Annotated in this window: 13 protein-coding genes; 8 read left to right on the forward strand and 5 right to left on the reverse strand. The window is 59.3% G+C overall.

Annotated features, from left to right (window positions below; all coding sequences use genetic code 11):
• Positions 1-199 precede the first annotated feature (199 nt).
• From M017_RS0115240 to M017_RS27775, 4 genes are read left to right on the forward strand one after another with little or no spacing between them, the layout of a single operon-like run.
• Positions 200-1,183 (forward strand): hypothetical protein, encoded by a 984-nt coding sequence (locus M017_RS0115240; protein ID WP_031498990.1) that lies wholly within the window; start codon positions 200-202, stop codon positions 1,181-1,183.
• Positions 1,180-2,775: a cisplatin damage response ATP-dependent DNA ligase gene (locus M017_RS0115245; RefSeq protein WP_051670153.1), complete on the forward strand. Its 1,596-nt coding sequence runs from the start codon at positions 1,180-1,182 to the stop codon at positions 2,773-2,775. The genes M017_RS0115240 and M017_RS0115245 overlap by 4 nt, the downstream gene beginning before the upstream one ends.
• The gene (locus M017_RS0115250) at positions 2,753-5,278 is read left to right on the forward strand and encodes a DEAD/DEAH box helicase (RefSeq protein ID WP_031498993.1); all 2,526 of its coding nucleotides are present in this window, start codon (positions 2,753-2,755) and stop codon (positions 5,276-5,278) included. The genes M017_RS0115245 and M017_RS0115250 overlap by 23 nt, the downstream gene beginning before the upstream one ends.
• Positions 5,269-5,970, forward strand: coding sequence for a metallophosphoesterase (locus M017_RS27775; protein WP_031498994.1), 702 nt, complete (start codon positions 5,269-5,271; stop codon positions 5,968-5,970). The genes M017_RS0115250 and M017_RS27775 overlap by 10 nt, the downstream gene beginning before the upstream one ends.
• On the opposite strand, the gene M017_RS0115260 is transcribed toward M017_RS27775, so the two are convergent.
• The 3 genes from M017_RS0115260 to M017_RS0115270 are packed head-to-tail and all read right to left on the reverse strand — an operon-like array spanning position 5,945 to position 8,130.
• On the reverse strand, positions 5,945-6,622 hold the full coding sequence (locus M017_RS0115260; protein WP_035957829.1) for an energy-coupling factor ABC transporter ATP-binding protein: 678 nt from the start codon (positions 6,620-6,622) through the stop codon (positions 5,945-5,947). The genes M017_RS27775 and M017_RS0115260 overlap by 26 nt on opposite strands.
• Positions 6,619-7,266 carry an energy-coupling factor transporter transmembrane component T gene (locus M017_RS27780; RefSeq protein ID WP_031498996.1) on the reverse strand — a complete coding sequence of 216 codons (648 nt, stop codon included), beginning with the start codon at positions 7,264-7,266 and terminating at the stop codon, positions 6,619-6,621. Before M017_RS27780 ends, M017_RS0115260 begins: the two co-directional genes overlap by 4 nt.
• A 6-nt stretch (positions 7,267-7,272) precedes the next feature.
• Positions 7,273-8,130, reverse strand: coding sequence for an energy-coupling factor ABC transporter permease (locus M017_RS0115270; protein ID WP_051670154.1), 858 nt, complete (start codon positions 8,128-8,130; stop codon positions 7,273-7,275).
• 135 nt (positions 8,131-8,265) lie between these two features.
• Between M017_RS0115270 and M017_RS0115275 the strand changes: the two genes are divergently transcribed.
• Genes M017_RS0115275 through M017_RS0115285 form a run of 3 tightly spaced genes read left to right on the forward strand, consistent with a single transcriptional unit; the run spans position 8,266 to position 13,927 of the window.
• On the forward strand, positions 8,266-10,416 hold the full coding sequence (locus M017_RS0115275) for a PIG-L deacetylase family protein (RefSeq protein ID WP_031498998.1): 2,151 nt from the start codon (positions 8,266-8,268) through the stop codon (positions 10,414-10,416).
• On the forward strand, positions 10,413-12,713 hold the full coding sequence (locus M017_RS0115280; RefSeq protein WP_031498999.1) for a serine/threonine-protein kinase: 2,301 nt from the start codon (positions 10,413-10,415) through the stop codon (positions 12,711-12,713). Before M017_RS0115275 ends, M017_RS0115280 begins: the two co-directional genes overlap by 4 nt.
• Before the next feature lie 26 nt (positions 12,714-12,739).
• The gene (locus M017_RS0115285; RefSeq protein WP_272945393.1) at positions 12,740-13,927 is read left to right on the forward strand and encodes a dienelactone hydrolase family protein; all 1,188 of its coding nucleotides are present in this window, start codon (positions 12,740-12,742) and stop codon (positions 13,925-13,927) included.
• Here the strand turns inward: M017_RS0115285 and M017_RS0115290 are convergent.
• Positions 13,922-14,488 carry a sigma-70 family RNA polymerase sigma factor gene (locus M017_RS0115290; protein WP_162179938.1) on the reverse strand — a complete coding sequence of 189 codons (567 nt, stop codon included), beginning with the start codon at positions 14,486-14,488 and terminating at the stop codon, positions 13,922-13,924. The two genes, M017_RS0115285 and M017_RS0115290, sit on opposite strands and share 6 nt — an antisense overlap.
• A 28-nt stretch (positions 14,489-14,516) precedes the next feature.
• Between M017_RS0115290 and M017_RS0115295 the strand changes: the two genes are divergently transcribed.
• The gene (locus tag M017_RS0115295) at positions 14,517-15,290 is read left to right on the forward strand and encodes an SDR family oxidoreductase (protein WP_080507816.1); all 774 of its coding nucleotides are present in this window, start codon (positions 14,517-14,519) and stop codon (positions 15,288-15,290) included.
• Here the strand turns inward: M017_RS0115295 and M017_RS0115300 are convergent.
• Positions 15,262-16,377: a CCA tRNA nucleotidyltransferase gene (locus M017_RS0115300; protein WP_031499003.1), complete on the reverse strand. Its 1,116-nt coding sequence runs from the start codon at positions 16,375-16,377 to the stop codon at positions 15,262-15,264. The two genes, M017_RS0115295 and M017_RS0115300, sit on opposite strands and share 29 nt — an antisense overlap.
• Between the last annotated feature and the right edge of the window lie 30 nt (positions 16,378-16,407).

Here is a 16,407-nt window from a genome sequence, read left to right on the forward strand (position 1 = left end):
TGTGAGATGTTTCGTCCGGCGAGAGTGCGACAAGCCCGGCGAACCGAAGCTTGCTCTGCCGCCGATTGCGGGTATAACTTTAGGATCTCATCATAGGAGAGGAAAATGCGTCCGGCCCCGCCTCGAAACGCAAACCCTCCTCCGGCCATCTTCTATTCTTTGACTCCGGTTGTGCCGCACAACCCTTTCTGGCTTTGAGATGAATGTCCAATATAGCCCGGATGGCATCTTCCTCCCGGAGATTGATCTTTGGTTGGATCCGCAAGTCTCGAAGCCGGCGGCGTGGCTTTCCCATGCCCACAGCGATCATGCGCGGTATTACGCGTCCACCGCCATCGGTACGCCGGTTACGCTCGAAATTTACCGGATGCGGTGGCCTGCCGACGCGGAAATCCCGCAGTCGCTCGAGCCGCTCTCTTATGGAGAATCCAGGGATTGGAATGGAGCCCGGCTCACCTGTTACCCGGCCGCGCATATTTTGGGGGCGGCGCAATTGTTGGTCGAGTACCAGGACGAACGGCTGGTTTACACGGGCGATATCAAGTTCCGAAAGCCACTGTGCGGAGTGGAGACGGCCGCTGTGGCCTGCGACCATCTGATTGTCGAGAGTACCTTTGGACTCCCGATTTATCACTTCCTCGATCGCCAGGAGGCCAGCCATGCGATAGTGAGCTTTGCTCGCGAGTGCCTCGAAGACGGAGCGACTCCTGTCTTTCTCGGCTATCCTCTTGGCCGTGGCCAGGAAGTGGCGCATGCGCTCACCACCGCTGGGATTCCGACGGCAGTGCATGGTGCGATCGCAAACTACATTCCGATCTACGAAGAGCAGGGCTATCAATTCCCAGGCTGGGAGCGATACTCTGCGGGAGTCCTATCCGGCAAGGCGTTGGTGGTGACTCCGGGGATGCGGCGGACCTTGGAGGCAAGCGGCAAGAATGTCCGTGTTGCTTATGTTTCCGGTTGGGCGCGTGTGGATAGCTCGCGTACGAGTTCTGGGGCAGAGAGGCTCATCCCTTACAGCGACCATGGTGGTTTCGAGGAACTGATGGAACTGGTGGAGCAGAGTGGTGCGCCAAGAGTGGATGTGGTGCATGGATTCACCGACGTGTTCGCGCGCTTGCTGCGGGACAAGGGGCTCGATGCGCGGGCTCGAAAGGACATCATTGAGGAGACTCAGGAATGATGGACCGGATGGCGGAGGTCCTGGACCGGGTGGCCAATACATCGAGCCGCAACCGCAAGGTGAATGCATTGGCCACCTGGTTGCGCGAGTTGGACGATGAGGATCTGGGCCGCGCCACACTGTTTCTGGCTGGGGGGAGGAAGCTCAGCATTGGCGGCAGTCTGTTGCGTGAGGCTGCGCTTGCCGTTGCGAACATCGACCTTGAGCTCTTTCGGGTCTGCCATCGTGCGGTTGGCGATACCAGTGAGACGATCAGTCTGCTGTTGTACGGAAAGACCAAGGAAGAACCGTTGTCGCTGGCCGAGGCAGAGGTGATCTATACGCGCCTGGCCAGCAGCCGGAAATCTGCGGAGAAGGTGAACGAACTGCGGGCTGCCCTCGCGCGCATGAAGCCGCTGACGGTGAAATATTTCCTGAAGGTGATCACCGGAAACTTCCGCATTGGGTTGCAGGCAAAGATGGTGGAGGAAGCGGTGGCTCAGGCGAACGGTGTGAGTCTTGCTGCGGTGCGTGACGCGAATAATCGTACCGGGGATCTTGCGAAAGTTGCTTTGGTGGCCCGGCACGGAGATCTAGCGACGCTGGAGGCGAGGCTTTTTCATCCGATGGAGTTCATGTTGGCGCGGCCCTTGGATGAGATTCATGATTTGCCTGAGCCAACGAGTTGGTATGTCGAAGATAAGTACGACGGCATTCGCAGTCAGGTGCATTTCGAGCAGGGGCGCGTGCACATTTTCACGCGCGGGTTGGAGGATACGACTGCCGCCTTTCCGGAAATTGCGCTGGCCTTTGCCCACCTGGGTGGGAGCGGCATTGTCGATGGAGAACTGCTGGCCTGGCGGAACGGCCGGGCTTTGAACTTTACGGTCATGCAGCAGCGCATCGCACGAAAGAAAGTGACTGAGGCGATGCTTGCCGAGATTCCTGTCTGGTTCATTGGTTATGACCTGATCTATCGCGATCGCGAGCTTCTGCTCGATCAGCCGATTGAAGTACGCCGCCGGAAGTTGGAAGATCTCTTGACGGGTTTACCCGCTCCGCTGATGCTCTCGCCGCAACGGCGTCTCAGGTCTCTCGAAGATGTCGAGCAGAGCTTCCTCAAGGCTCGTGCCGATGGCAATGAAGGCTTGCTGCTGAAGCGGGAAGGCAGTTTGTATGAGGCGGCAAAGCGGAGTGCAAACTGGTACAAGGTGAAGCGGCCTTATGCCACTCTCGATGTCGTTGTCACGGCAGCCGAGCAGGGCAATGGACGGCGCGCGACGATGTTGAGCGATTACACCTTCGCGGTGCGCGACGGGGATCGCTACTTGAATGTAGGCAAGGCTTATTCCGGCTTGACCGACGAGGAGATTCGGGAACTGACCAAGCTCTTCCGCTCGATTGTGAAAGAGCGTTTTAGCCGGGTGCTGCTGGTGGAGCCGCGGGTGATTCTGGAAGTGGCGTTTGATGGCATTCAGAAAAGCCCGAGGCATAAGAGCGGGTATGCGCTCCGATTTCCACGCATCTTGCGGTGGCGCCAGGATAAGCCCTTGGCTGAGATCGACACTCTGGAACGAGTGAAGGAGCTGTATGAGCGCTCACTTACGGGCTAAGCTCATTCCGAGTCTGGAGCATTGGTTCTTTGACCGTTTTCCCGAGTTCAGTGAAGTGCAAAAACTTGCTTTGCCCCATACGCTGGCAGGAGAGAATACGCTGATTCTGGCGCCTACGGGGAGCGGTAAGACGTTGGCCGCCTTTCTGAGTGCGTTGTCCACTCTCGGGGAACTGGCCGCACAGGATCAGCTCGAGAACGCGACGCATGTCGTGTATGTGTCGCCTTTACGCAGTTTGAATCGCGACATCGAACGGAACCTACGAGGGCCGTTGGCGGCATTGAATGCAAGTCTTCCTGCTTCGCAACAGATCCGTCTCGAGACTCGTACGGGCGACACCTCCTTGCACGACCGGCAACGGATGGCCCGGAACAAGCCGCATCTGCTGCTGACGACTCCCGAAAGTTTGAGTTCTCTGATGAGCCAGACGCAGTGGCGTGATGGGTTTCGACGCTGCTGCTGTGTTGTTGTCGATGAGATTCATAGCTTTTGCGAATCGAAGCGGGGGGCGTTGCTTGCGATCACTTTGGAGCGGCTGGAGGCGAAACGGGATCTTCCGCTGCAGCGCATTGGTCTGAGTGCAACGGCTGCTCCCGTAGAGGCTGTTGTAAATCTATTGGCTGGCGACCGGCCTTGCGCCGTTGTGGCCGCAAATACGAAGAAGGTGTATCGTCTGGAGATCGCTCCGATTCCGGCGGATACTCATCTTCCAGCAGGTGGCTTTAACCCGTATCGCATTGCGCATGTGGTTGCCGATCTGGTTTTGCAGGCGAACTGTTCTTTGATCTTTACCGCAACGCGGAGTGCAGCCGAGCGCTTGGGTTTGGCGTTGAAGGTGCTGTTGCCGGAGTTGGACGATGAGATTGAAGTCCACCATGCTTCCCTCGATCGAGAGAGAAGGCTTTGGGTGGAGGATCAGCTCTCGGAGGGAACACTGCGCGCCGTGGTGTGTTCTACCAGCCTCGAGATGGGCGTCGATTTTTCGGGCGTAGATCAGGTGTTGCTGATTGGCGCGCCAAGGGGTGTCAGTCGAGCGGTGCAACGGCTGGGACGTGGCGGCCATCGTGTGGGAGGCGTCGCCGCCGGTGCCCTGGTTCCCTTGAGTCTGCCGGATATTCTCGAATGCATCGCGATCCGTTCCGCGGTAAAAGCCGGCAGACTGGACCCACTCCGGCCCCCTCGTGCTCCGCTCGATGTTCTGGCGCAGGCCTTGTTGGGGCTGGGCGTCGAGCGGCCATGGGATTGCGAGGAAGCCTTCGCTTTGCTGCGCCGGGCTGGACCTTATCGCGAGTTGGCGCGATCTGATTTCGATGCTGTGCTGACTTATCTGGCTGGTGGAGGCAAGGTGCTGGGCAGTTCCGGGGACTATGGAAAGCTGATTGTCACGCGTGGCAAGTTTCAGGTCGCTTCCCGCAAGGTTGCCCGTACCTACTACCAGAACATCGGAACCATCAGCGATGATTACTCGGTTCGCGTGGTGACGCAGAAACAACGCCGTTTGGGGGACGTGGAAGAGGGCTTTCTGGCTACTCTGCAACCAGGCGAGGGCTTTGTGATTGCCGGCCAGAGCGTGGTGGTCAAAAGCTTTCATGCGAATGTTGCCGTGGTGGCTCCGGCGCAAGGAGAGCGGGTGCAAACGCCGCGTTGGCTGGGGGGGAAGATGAGTCTCACGGCGCGCTTGGCGCAGGAGGAATTGGTCTTGCGCCGTGCTCTGCGCAAGGCTTACGAGAGTGGCGGTATGGCTGCTTGCGCCAAGCTGTTGCAGAAGGATTGGGGCACGAGTCTCGAGATCGCGCAGCGCGTGGCCGCTTATGTGGAGCGGCAGTATCATGCCTCTCCTTTGCCGATTGACGATCCGATCTCGCTGGAACGGGTGCCGGACGGCCGATCGGTGCTTTATCTCTTTCACTCGGTCGCAGGACGGAGTGTGAACCGGAGTCTGATCTGGACGGTCAGCCATCGACTTGGTGAAAACTTCGGGTCGATTGTCGGGAACTTTGACGACCACACTTTTCTCTTCCGCTTTAGTGCCAAACGCGCTCCCAGTCTGGAACGTTTGCGCGAGGCATTCCATCCGGAGGGATTTCAGGCAGATCTGGTAGCGGCTCTCTCGAAGACCGAATTATTAGGAGCGAAGTTTCGGCCGATTTGCGAGACGGGGCAGCTTTTGCCGCGGCGCAATTCCAGTCTCCCGCTCTCCCAACGGCGGGCTGCGAGTTGGAGTGGGAACCTGCTCTTCCAGACGTTTCGCCGCTACGAACCGGATCATCCGCTCTTGCGTGAGGCGGTGCGCGAAGTGCTGGAGGACGATCTTGACGCTGAGGCAGCGGCGTTGGAAGCAGCACATCTTCATGCGACAGCATGGGAAGTGGTGGACCTGGAACGTCCCAGCCCATTTGCGATTCCGCTTTTCGCCGCCTTCAATCGTGAAACTTTGATTGCCCAGGATCCGGACAAGGCGCTCGATGAGGTGGTGTCCGCACTCTACGACACATGGAAGTAAAGCTCAGCATCGGCCCAGGACGCATTGCACATGCCACCGGAGCGCTTTATCTCGAAGCAACTGGAACGCTCCTCATTGCCGATGCGCATCTGGGCTATGGCTGGGCGCAGCGGCGGCGCGGCCAGTTGGGACCGGTTACCGATGGTGGCATTGAAGAGCGTCTGATGGCTGCCGTCGCGGCCTTTGAGCCGGAGGAGGTGCTCTTTCTGGGCGATACAGTGCATGCTCCCAAGCCCATGCCTGCCGAGCGCGAATGGATCGAAGGGCTTCTCCGGCGTCTGATGGTCAAAGCACGGGTTGCGGTGGTGCAGGGCAATCATGATCGCGCATTTGATCGTGATTTTGGCCACCTCCCACTGACGATCAGCAAGGAGTGGTGGCATCAGGATCTGGTTGGCATCCATGGGGACCGTCTTGATCTTGAAGTGCCTGAGGCCGCGCACTATCTGATTGGGCATGTCCATCCTGCGATTCGGGTGCGCGATGATGCGGGCGCGAGCCGCCGTATCCCTGCGTTTCTGGTGAGCAAAACCGCGACCGTGTTGCCGGCCTTCTCGCCATTCGCTGCTGGCTTCGATATTCTCGATGGACCGCTCCCCGAGACGATTGGCCGGCTGCTCGGGCCTTATCAGGTGTACCCGGTGACGGGCCGGCAGATCCTTCTTCTCAGAGCCAATCGAAGCGATCGATGATTTCCTGTGTGGAACCTTCTGCGGCGATCTGACCTTTTTCAAAGAAGACGGCGCGTGTGGTGGTTTCGAGCGCAAAACGCGAATCGTGCGTGATGATGAGTTGGGCGATTTCAAGCTTGCGCAACATGGCGGAGAGTTCGCGAATGCCAGGCGGGTCGAGGAAGGTGGTGGGCTCGTCGAGGATCAGGACTTCGGGCTCCATCAGCAGCACTCCCGCCAAGGCGGCGCGACGTTTCTCCCCAGCGCTGAGATGGAAAGGATTGCGATCGGCATAGGGTGTCAGATGCAAGCTTTCAAGCATCGCTTCCGCTCTCGGACGCGCTTCGGTGACACTGACTCCTTGGTTGAGCAGCCCGAACATCACGTCTTCCAGGACGGTCGGCAGGAAGAGCTGATTCTCTGAAGATTGGAAAACAAAGCCAACCTTGCGGCGCACCTGTTCCAGCGTTTCCGGAGCCACGCGAATGCCACAAACGACAACCTCACCAACCCCCTGCAGGATGCCGTTGAGGTGGAGCGCGAAGGTGGTCTTGCCGGAACCATTCGGACCCAGCAGGGCGACACTTTCACCAGGAGCCTGCGTGAAATGGATGCCGCGCAGGATGGGACCTGAGTCCGCATATTCGTAGCACAAGTCGCGAACCTGGATCATAGCGACCACCGCAAGCCTGAGATTAGAACGAGTCCGAGGAGGAGAGCGACGGTGTCGCGCGACTGCCAGAGCATGGGCTGGATGCGAGGGAGTCTGCCATTGAAACCGCGGGCGAGCATTGCATTGTGGATGGCGGTGGACCTTTCGAGGCTACGGACGAAGAGCATGGCGAGACTGGCCGACGCGATCAACCGGCTTCGGGCGGCTCCTCTGCAGAGAGCGGCCAGCCGCATGAGGTCTGCTTCGCGCCGCATCACCTCGAGATAGCGGATGAGAAACTCAGTAACCACGATCAGGAAGCGGGGGGCGCCGAGAGCTTCCATGGCCCGCAGCAGTTCGAGTGTCGAAAGCAGGTGCGTTACGATCAACACGCTCAGAATGGAAATGTAGCTGCGGAGCAGAAAGAAGATCGCTTGTGCCGTGTGCCCACGGAGTAGTGCAACAGCGGCAATGGCAAAGGAAAAAGGAAGAACATACGCCGCCTGTGCCAGAAGCTCCGTCTTGCGCACAGGGGCAAGGAGCAAGCCCACCATCGGAAGACTGCAGAGGATGAGCAGCAACAGATTGTGCCCGGGAGAGATGGTGGAAAGGGCAATCAGATAGGCGAGCAGCAACACGAGTGCGCAGCGCGGGTCAAGCTTCATGGCGTTCTACTGGGGCTGCTGCCGGCGCGGAATGACTTTCGAGACCAGCAGGCTCAGTGCGTAGAGCACCAGTAAGGCGGCAAAGCCAGCAGCAGAATTCCGGAGCCATTCCGAACTGGTATCGATCGCGGCAATGCCACCGTGTTCCTGGAAGTATTCGAGTACGTCGGGAGCCTGCGAGGCAAGGTAGATTCCGGCAAGTGCAACCACAATGCTGGCGGCAAGGATCCAGATCCGAGAGCCCATCGGGGCGCCTGCGGCACGGCGGCCTTCCAGCCGTTCAATTGCTTCCCAGGCGGCAACGCTAATGGCCGCTTCCATCAGGCCGGTGATGGTGAAAAGTCCGATACAGATGACCCAGAGATTCTGTGTCATGACACCGCTGGACCAGGAGACCTGCGCGAGCGCCAGCACTGCGGAGAGCAGTACGGATAACAGGGCGCCCAGGAAGAGTCCGGTTCTTGGCCTTCCCATCTTCAAGAGTGATTGGTAGGGCAGATAGGCGGCCCAGACACCGAGCACGCCCATGTTGAAGACGTTACAAGCGAGAGCCAGAATGCCGCCGTCCTGGAATACTAGCGACTGCACCAGCAGGATCGCAGTCATTGTGATGGTGGCGGCCCAGGGGCCAATGGTGGCTGCCAGCAGTGCGCCACCCAGCAGATGGCCACTCACACCCGGACCGACAGGAACATTCACCATCTGAGCGGCGAAAACAAAGGCTCCGAGCACGCCCAGAAGAGGGATGCGATTCGCACCAGTGCTGGCCTCTGCGCGCTTGGCGGAGTAGGCAACGGTGACAGCGCTCGCCACGCCAAATCCAGTCAGGATGGGGGCGGATAGGATTCCGTCCGGGATATGCATGAAACTGATTCAAAGTTAACATGGCAGGACATGAGGGCTATTCTTTGCGCATTTCTGTTCCTCGCGAGTGCTTGTGGCGCAGAGTCGCTAGCGGAGGATCGAGGAGCGGCTGGACTTTGGCAAAGTCTGAAGCGTTTGAACACAGAAGCACGCGTCCTGTATGTGACTGCGCATCCAGATGATGAAGATCCCGCCCTTCTCACCTATCTCAGCCGTGGTGTGGGGGCTCACGTCACCATGCTGATTCTGACGCGAGGCGAAAGTGGGGCGAATGTGATCAGCGCAGACTTCTTCGAGTCCCTGGGGGCTCTGCGCACATTGGAGATGCGAGCGGCGGCCCAGTACTACGGTGTCGATGTTCGCTACACACGAGCCTTCGACTACGGTTTCTCTAAAAATATCGGGGAAGCTCTGCGGCAATGGAAAGAGGAGGAGTTGCTTGCTGAGGTACTGGAGATTGCAAAGGCCGTAAGACCTCATCTCATCATCAGCCGCTTTAATGACAGCGTACGCGATGGGCATGGCCATCACCAGACTGCCGGTCGCATGGCGCGCTTGGCGTTTCGCGACCTGCCTGGAGTACAGAAACTCTACACGAGTAATTGGCGGGATGGGGAGCCCGTTACGTTGAAGATCAACACCGGGCAATATGATCCGATGCTCGGCCGCAGCTATGCGCAGATTGGCCGCGAGGGGTACCGGATGCACCGCAGCCAGGGGATGAATGCGCGCGTCGCGCCGCTCGGGCCGGTGTGGTCTTATCTGAAGCTCGAAGGTTCGCGGGTGGGAACCCCGGAGCAGGAAGACAGTCTATTGGACCGTTTGCCACTTCGTCCGCGGGACCCCCGCTTCGCGCAGCTGCTGCGGGATTTCGATGCTCTCCATCCCGAGCGAAGTGCGCCCCTGCTGGCGCAATTGTCTCCATCCCTGCCGGAGTTACGCAACGAGATCTCGCATGCACTCGTGCAGGCGCTGGGCATCGAGTTGGAAGCGAAGGTAGATGCGGGCCCGGTCTTACAGCCTGGGCAGCGGGTCCAAACCAATCTGAAGCTGCATGTGAGAGGAGCGGAACCCGTGGAAGAGATCCGCTATCGCGTCGCAGGGGCTACTGCATCGGAAGATGTTCGGACCTTGCAAGTGCCGCCCAGTGCGCCGTTTCGGGCATTCCCGTTGCGAAGGAGCAGTCCGCGCGCTTCGCGCTATGAGCCGTTGCCCACAGCGCCGGACTGGACGATCCGGGTCTCGGCTTCCTTCCGCTATCGTGGCACGGAGCACCGGGTTGAGGAAGATCTGGCGCCGGTGATTGGCCCAGCCGTCAGCATGCAGTTCGATAGCGCCTATGGCATTGTTCCCTCCGGTCAGAGTCACTACGAGGTAGGCTTGACGATTCGCAATCTGACGAAGTTGCCGCAGCAAGGGACTGTCCACGTGGATGGTGCAGCCGATCAGAACTTCACCCTCAGCAAAGAAGGCGAGGAAGCGAAGTTACGCTTTCGTCTGAGCGCCCCCCGGGAGACGGAGACGATAGTCCGCGCCCTGGCGCGCATCGGTAGTCAAGATTACACCGTCAGCTTCCTGCCAGTGACGCAGCCGGGCATCGGTGTTCTTTACCGAAGCGAGCCCGCCACGCATCTGCTACGAAAAGTGGATGTCAAGGTGGCGCCGGGTCTTCGTGTGGGCTATTTGATGGGGAGCGGCGACGAGGTCGCGCAAGGTCTGCGGCAGCTTGGGGTGAAGGTCGAGATGCTGGGGGAATCGGAGTTGGAGCACGGCGATCTGAGTTCGTATTCTTCGATTTGGATTGGCATCCGTGCTTATGCGGTGCGAGAAGATGTGAAGCGTCACAACGGACGTTTGCTTGATTATGTGAAGCAGGGAGGGACCCTCATCGTGCAATACCAAACGCAGGAATACGATCAGAACTACGCACCCTTTCCTTACACACAGGGACGTGGAGCCGAAGAGACGAGCGAAGAAGATGCGCCAGTGACGATTCTTGCAGTGGACGATCCTGTGTTCCAGACCCCGAATCGCATCGTCCCCGCAGACTTCGATGGCTGGGTGGAGCAGCGTGGGTCGAAGTTCTTTTCAAGCTGGGCGCCGGAGTGGAAGCCGCTGGTTGCAATGCACGATCAGGGCCAGGATCCGCAGCGAGGTGTCTGGCTTGTGGCCAAGCATGGCAAAGGGCAGTATGTTTATTGTTCGATGGCCTGGTACCGCCAGTTGCCCTTTGCTGTGCCGGGAGCGATTCGGCTAGTGGCCAATCTAGTGAGTCTTGGACAGTGAACGTAGAACGCTGGCGCAAAGTCGAGGCGATTTTTCACGGTGCGAGGGCGCTGCCTCTCACGGAACGACCGCAGTATTTGCAGGCCGAAAGTGGCAGTGATGAGGAACTTGCTCATGAAGTGCAGCTCCTGCTCGAGGCTGATCTGGCGCAGGATGGTCTGGACAATCCGTTTGGCGTTGCGGCATTCTTTGAGACGGAGCACGAGCCGGTGGATGGGCAGCGGATTGGCGCCTACCGGCTGATCCGCAAGATTGGCAGCGGCGGGATGGGGGCCGTGTTTCTTGCCGAACGCGCGGACGAGGTGTTTCATAAGCAGGTGGCACTCAAGTTGATGAGTGGTGGTGGGGCGAGCCTGGCCAGGCGTTTTCAGAAGGAGCGGCAGATTCTTGCTGCCTTGGAGCATCCCAACATCACGCGGCTTCTGGATGGTGGCGTGACCGCGCAAGGCTCACCATACCTCGTCATGGAATTTATCGACGGGAAGGTATTGAGCGACTATGCAAAAGATATTCCGCTCGATGCCAAGCTGCGGCTCTTTGCTAGCGTCTGCGATGCAGTGCACTATGCGCACCAGCGCTTGATCATCCATCGGGATCTGAAGCCCGGCAACGTCATGGTGAACGCCGAGGGCATCGTGAAGCTGCTCGATTTCGGTATTGCGAAGTTGTTGCTCGATACGGATTCGATGGATACCGTGACGCAGGTGGTGCCGATGACGCCCCGTTATGCCAGCCCGGAGCAGTTGTGTGGCGAGCCGGTCTCTACGCTCTCGGATATCTATTCGTTGGGCGTGATGCTGCAGGAGTTGATTGGTTCCAATGCGCCGCGCGACCTGCAAAAAATTGCGTCGCATGCCAAAGAAACGCAAGCGGAGAACCGCTATCCAGCCGCCGCCGAAATCGCTGTGGACCTGCGGCGTTATCTTGCCGGCGAGCCTGTGCTGGCTCATGAAGACAGCTTGCGCTATCGCGTTGGAAAATTTGTCATGCGCCATCGCCGTGCCGTTCTTGCCGCGAGCCTGGCGCTGCTCGCGGTGCTGGTGGCCGCTGGCGTCTCGATCTGGCAGGCCCAAGTTGCGGTGCGGGAGCGGGCCAAGGCTGAGGCCGTGAGTTCCTTTGTGATTGACCTTTTGGCAAAGGCGAATCCGGAACGGGGTGCCGACCTGAAGGTTGCCGATGTACTGGACGATGCGTCGGAACAACTCCGATCCCGCTGGACGGGTTCTTCAGAAACCGAAGCTGCCTTAAAGCAAGTGCTGGCGAGCAGCTATCGCGGTCTTGGTCTGCAAGAGAAGGCGATTCGGGAAGCAACGGATGCTGTCCGGATTTCGCGAGGTCTGTATGGCGAGCGAGCTGTCGAGACTGGGCTCGCACGCAAAGAGTTGGGGCTGGCGCATGCGATGGCCTTTCATCAGAAAGAAGCAGAGACGGAGATGCGCGCCGCGATCGAGATTCTGCGCCACGCGCCGCGGGTGCAGGATGATCTGGATGAGCTCAGCCTGGTGCTTGCCGGGAGTCTGAGTGAGTGGGGCCGCCCTCAGGAAGCAGTGGTGCTGGGGGAAGAATCTCTTGCGCGCATCCGCGCGGCCAAGCCGGCCAATCATCTGGATGTCGGGAGTGCCTACTGTGTGGTGGGCCGCACTTACAGTTTGTTGAAGCAGCCCGAAAAACGGCGGGATGCTCTGGAGCGAGGCGCTGCGATCTTGCGGCAACAGGCGCGTCCCCCCTTGTCTTTGGCGAGTTGCATCCATATGCTGGCGGGACACTATTCAGAAGCCGGGGATTATGCCCGGGCCGCGGCGATTGAAACAGAAGCCATCGACTTTTTTCGCAAGCGGGCCGGGTCGCAACATGCCGACCTGGCCGCGTTTGTGATCGCGCGCGCCTCGCAACGGCGAGGCTTGCACCAATGGGACCTGGCTTATCAGGATGCGGATGAAGCGTTGCAACTCGCGTTGCGGTCCTGGCCGCGGGCCAGCGAAGGTGTGGCGTACATGCTGTATCACTATGGCCGGATCGAATGCGATTCCGGACGCACCGAAGCGGGCTTGGCAAAGTTACGTGAAGCGCTTGCCTACCGGAGCCAGCCGAACGCGACCTCCCCGGCGCAACTGGCGGCAACGCAGCATTCCGTAGCGCGTTGTTTGGCGACCGTTGGAAATTTTGACGAGGCTGGGCCGTTGGCACGGGCGTCGAATCAAGTTCGTGAAAAGCTGTTTCCTTCGGAGTCGCGGCTGGTGCGGGAGTCGCGGGAACTGCTTGCGGATATCGAGAAACGCACGGCTCCAAAGCCCTAAGCCGCATGTTAGTCTCAACTCCATTGATGACAAGACGCGTATTGGCAAAGGCGCTGTTTGCTGCTCAGATTGGACCACCTCCTGGATGTAAAGGGAGCGATATCGGCACACTCTGCGAAGCGATTCGATTGGATGCAAACGCGCCGGACTTTCGTGATTCTTTCTTGCAACCACGGTTCCGAAAGCTGCCGGAGTGGCAGAAACAAATGCAATGGCTTGTCCGTGAAGTCTTGGGCGAGCCGCCGTTAGAAGTGGCTCCGGACGCGAAAGTTCTCGAACGCCGCGATCGGGGAGATCACTTCGAGGAACTGTTGTCTTTCCATACGACGGCGCAGCTTCGCGTGCCGGCCTATCTTCTGGTTCCCAAGAACGCGAAGTTGCCGGCGCCCGCTGTTGTCGCGCTCCATGACCACGGTGGCTACTATCTTTGGGGCAAAGAGAAGCTGCTGGATCTGCCTCAAGAGCATCCGAATCTGACAGCCTTTCGCCAGAACAGCTATGACGGCAAGGCGATCGCGCGCGAGTTGTGCCGGAGAGGCTATGTTGTGATCTCGATCGATGCTTTCTTCTGGGGAGATCGCAGAATGCAATTGGACGCAGATGCTCCCGAACTGAAGAATCGGGAACGGAGTTTGAGCGATCGCGCGATTCAGGATTACAACCGGCGCAGCAGCGAGAATGAAGACGTCGTGGCGCGCAGCTACCAGACGGCCGGTAGGTCTTGGGCTTTGCGGATGTTGTGGGATGATCGCCGCACCATCGACTATCTGGTGACGCGCCCTGAGGTGGACGCGCGGCGGATCGGAGCCGTGGGGCATTCGGTGGGTGGGTATCGCAGCTTTAGCCTGGCGGCCTTGGATTCGCGCATCAAAGCGGCCGTCAATGCGAACTGGATTGCCAGCCTGCCGTATCAGATTCCGAAGAATGTCCGTTGGAGTGTCGGCGATTCCTTCTTCCTGGGTGGACTTTACCGGAGGATGGATCTGCCCGATCAGGCGGCCCTGGTGGCGCCTCGTGCGCTGATGACGATTTCCGGTGATCAGGACCGTTTATTTGAGCAAACGGGAATTCGCGCCGCACACGAAAAGATCGGGGCGATTTATCGCAAGGCAGGTGTCGAGAAGAAGCAACTGTGCCGCATCTATGCGACGCCCCATCGCTTTTCGGCCGGAATGCAGGAGGATGCCTGGGCGTTCTTTGCGCGTGAGCTATAGACCGCGCATCGTCTTGCGCAGCCAGGCGCGGGACAAGGCCCACTCGCGTTCCACCGTGGAATCGGAGATGTTGAGGAAGGCAGCGATCTCGGGAATCGACAAGCCAAGGAAAAACTTCAGCTCCACTACTTGCCCCTTGCGTGCGTCGATTGCCTGGAGCTCGTGCAGCGCTTTGTCAAGCGCGAGGTAGTCGAGGGACATTTCGGGCGTTGCCAGATTGTCTGCGAGTTCATTCGGCAACTGTCCGCCCCCGCGTTTGGCTGCATTGCGATGCCGCGCATGATCGACAATAATGTGCCGCATGAGCCGTGCCGCAATGGCAAAAAAATGCCCGCGCGATTCGAAGTGGGCGCGGTCCTGGGTGTTGAGCTTGACATACAACTCGTGCACCAGGGAGGTGGCTTGCAGCGTGATGTTCGGGCTTTCCCGGCGCAGAATGGAAATCGCAATGCGGCGCAGGTCCTGATAAAGCGCCTCGGCCAACTGAGGCAATGCTGCCGGATCGCCGTTGGACCAGGAGGCTAGCATTTGCGTGATGTCACTTGGAATGCGGACGGACACTCCTTTCATTCTTGTACATTAGAGAGCGGTGAAGGTCCTACAGGGTTGGAGTCTTGAGAATTGCCGCGCGGTGGTCAGCGGCGGCTCGCGTGGCATTGGCGCCGCGATCGTTGAGCAGTTATCGGCGTTGGGCGCGCGCGTCGTCAGTGCCTCATTGGAGTTGCCATCGGCGCGGCCGGGGGTGATCGATGTTGCCGCGGACGTATCGACGGTTGCCGGAAGAGATGCGGTACTGGCAGCGATTCCACAGGATTGGGACGGTATCGAGATTCTTGTGAACAACGTCGGCATGAATTACCGGAAGCCCACGGTTGAGTACACACTGGAAGAATTCGAGAAGATCCAAAGTACAAATGCAACGAGCATGTTCGAGCTTTCCCGTCTTCTGCATCCCCGTCTGAAGGCGAGCGGGCGCGCCTCAATCGTCAACATCGGCAGTATTGCAGGATCAATGTCGGTGGGTTCGAGCGCTGCCTATGCAATGAGCAAAGCGGCAGTGGCTCATCTGGGCCGCTATCTGGCCGTGGAGTGGGCGAGCGATGGGATTCGGGTGAACACTGTCGCCCCGGCTTGGGTGGCTACGGCATTGACACAGACCATCCAGGACAGTGAGGCCGCGATGGCTGTCGTCTCCGAGCGGACGCCCTTAGGCCGCATGGCCCGGCCCGAGGAGATCGCCAGTGTCGCCACCTTCCTGTGCCTGCCTTGTGCGAGCTATCTGACGGGCGCTGTGATTCCAGTGGACGGCGGATTGAGCGTTCACGCGATGGACATTACCAGCGCGCTAAGACAAAGGCAATAGCTTCTTCGCGCGACGTTACTGTGCCCGCGAGTTGGGCATCTTCGAGCTCGTTGAGCAAGTGCTTGAACCGTGGACCTGCGGGAAGGCCGAGGGCAAGCAGATCTGCGCCGTTCAAGAGTGGGGCAGGGAAGAGATCGCCGGTATTGGCGATGCGATCTTCGATCTCATGGGGGCCATAGAGCCGCAGGTGATCGGCGAAATTGGGCTGCCGGATTAGCTTCTTGAAGGCGGCGGTTGGCAGATCGCGTGCTGTCGCAATGCGGGGTTGACTGGCGAGGATCGCGAGGATGGTCTTCTTGCTGTCATTCGAAAACCGTAAAGCATTCAGAATGTTTCGAGGTTCGGCACAGCTTTGCAGCAGTGCGGCCCAGGCGAGGGGAAGCGAAGGGTGGGGCACAGGAAAGCGTTCCAGCCGGCACTCCGGCACAATGGCTCGCAGCAGGCCGCTCTCCCGGAGCAGGAGGAGCGCGCGATCAGGATCCGGTCCCGTGAACATCCGATTGAGTTCTTCCTGGATGCGTTCGGCGGAGATAAGTTGAATTTGGCTGGCATTCTGGAGGATGGCCTGCCATGTGACTGCTTCGACGGTAAAGGCGAAGCGTGTTGCGAAGCGAATGGCGCGAAGCAGCCGCAGGTGGTCCTCGCGGAAGCGCTCCCCGGCCACACCGACGGCACGAATGAGGTGGGCCTCAATGTCGGCGCGGCCGCCGAAGAAATCAAGATAGCCATCTGTCAAGGGGTCATAGAAGATGGCATTGATGGTGAAATCGCGACGGGCGGCGTCGAGCTTCGGATCGGTCTCATAGCGCACCTGGTCTGGATGACGGCCATCCTGGTATGCGGCCTCTGACCGAAAAGTGGCCACCTCGATCCCGTCTGTCAGCACCACTCCGAAGCTGGCGCCCACCGCGTCAGCGCCAGGGAAGAGCTCGATGACCTGCTGCGGGCGGGCGGAGGTCGCGACGTCGTAATCCTGAGGCTCGAGGCCAAGCAACGGATCGCGCACGCAACCGCCCACCCAGTAGGCCGCATAGCCTTCTTGGCGAAGGCGCACAACAATCTCGCGGGCTTTGGATTTCGTGTCCACTCAATTCAGCCTAGAATAAGAAGTGCGTTT

Origin of the sequence: Bryobacter aggregatus MPL3 (assembly GCF_000702445.1) — a bacterium.
In the GTDB taxonomy this organism is placed as follows: Bacteria; Acidobacteriota; Terriglobia; order Bryobacterales; family Bryobacteraceae; genus Bryobacter; species Bryobacter aggregatus.

Bases quoted from the DNA above. Each gene is read 5' to 3' on its own strand.
- M017_RS0115240 (WP_031498990.1), top strand. From the start codon at position 200: ATGAATGTCCAATATAGCCCGGATGGCATCTTCCTCCCGGAGATTGAT.
- M017_RS0115245 (WP_051670153.1), top strand. From the start codon at position 1,180: ATGATGGACCGGATGGCGGAGGTCCTGGACCGGGTGGCCAATACATCG.
- M017_RS0115250 (WP_031498993.1), top strand. From the start codon at position 2,753: ATGAGCGCTCACTTACGGGCTAAGCTCATTCCGAGTCTGGAGCATTGG.
- M017_RS27775 (WP_031498994.1), top strand. From the start codon at position 5,269: ATGGAAGTAAAGCTCAGCATCGGCCCAGGACGCATTGCACATGCCACC.
- M017_RS0115260 (WP_035957829.1), bottom strand. From the start codon at position 6,622: ATGATCCAGGTTCGCGACTTGTGCTACGAATATGCGGACTCAGGTCCC.
- M017_RS27780 (WP_031498996.1), bottom strand. From the start codon at position 7,266: ATGAAGCTTGACCCGCGCTGCGCACTCGTGTTGCTGCTCGCCTATCTG.
- M017_RS0115270 (WP_051670154.1), bottom strand. From the start codon at position 8,130: ATGCATATCCCGGACGGAATCCTATCCGCCCCCATCCTGACTGGATTT.
- M017_RS0115285 (WP_272945393.1), top strand. From the start codon at position 12,740: ATGACAAGACGCGTATTGGCAAAGGCGCTGTTTGCTGCTCAGATTGGA.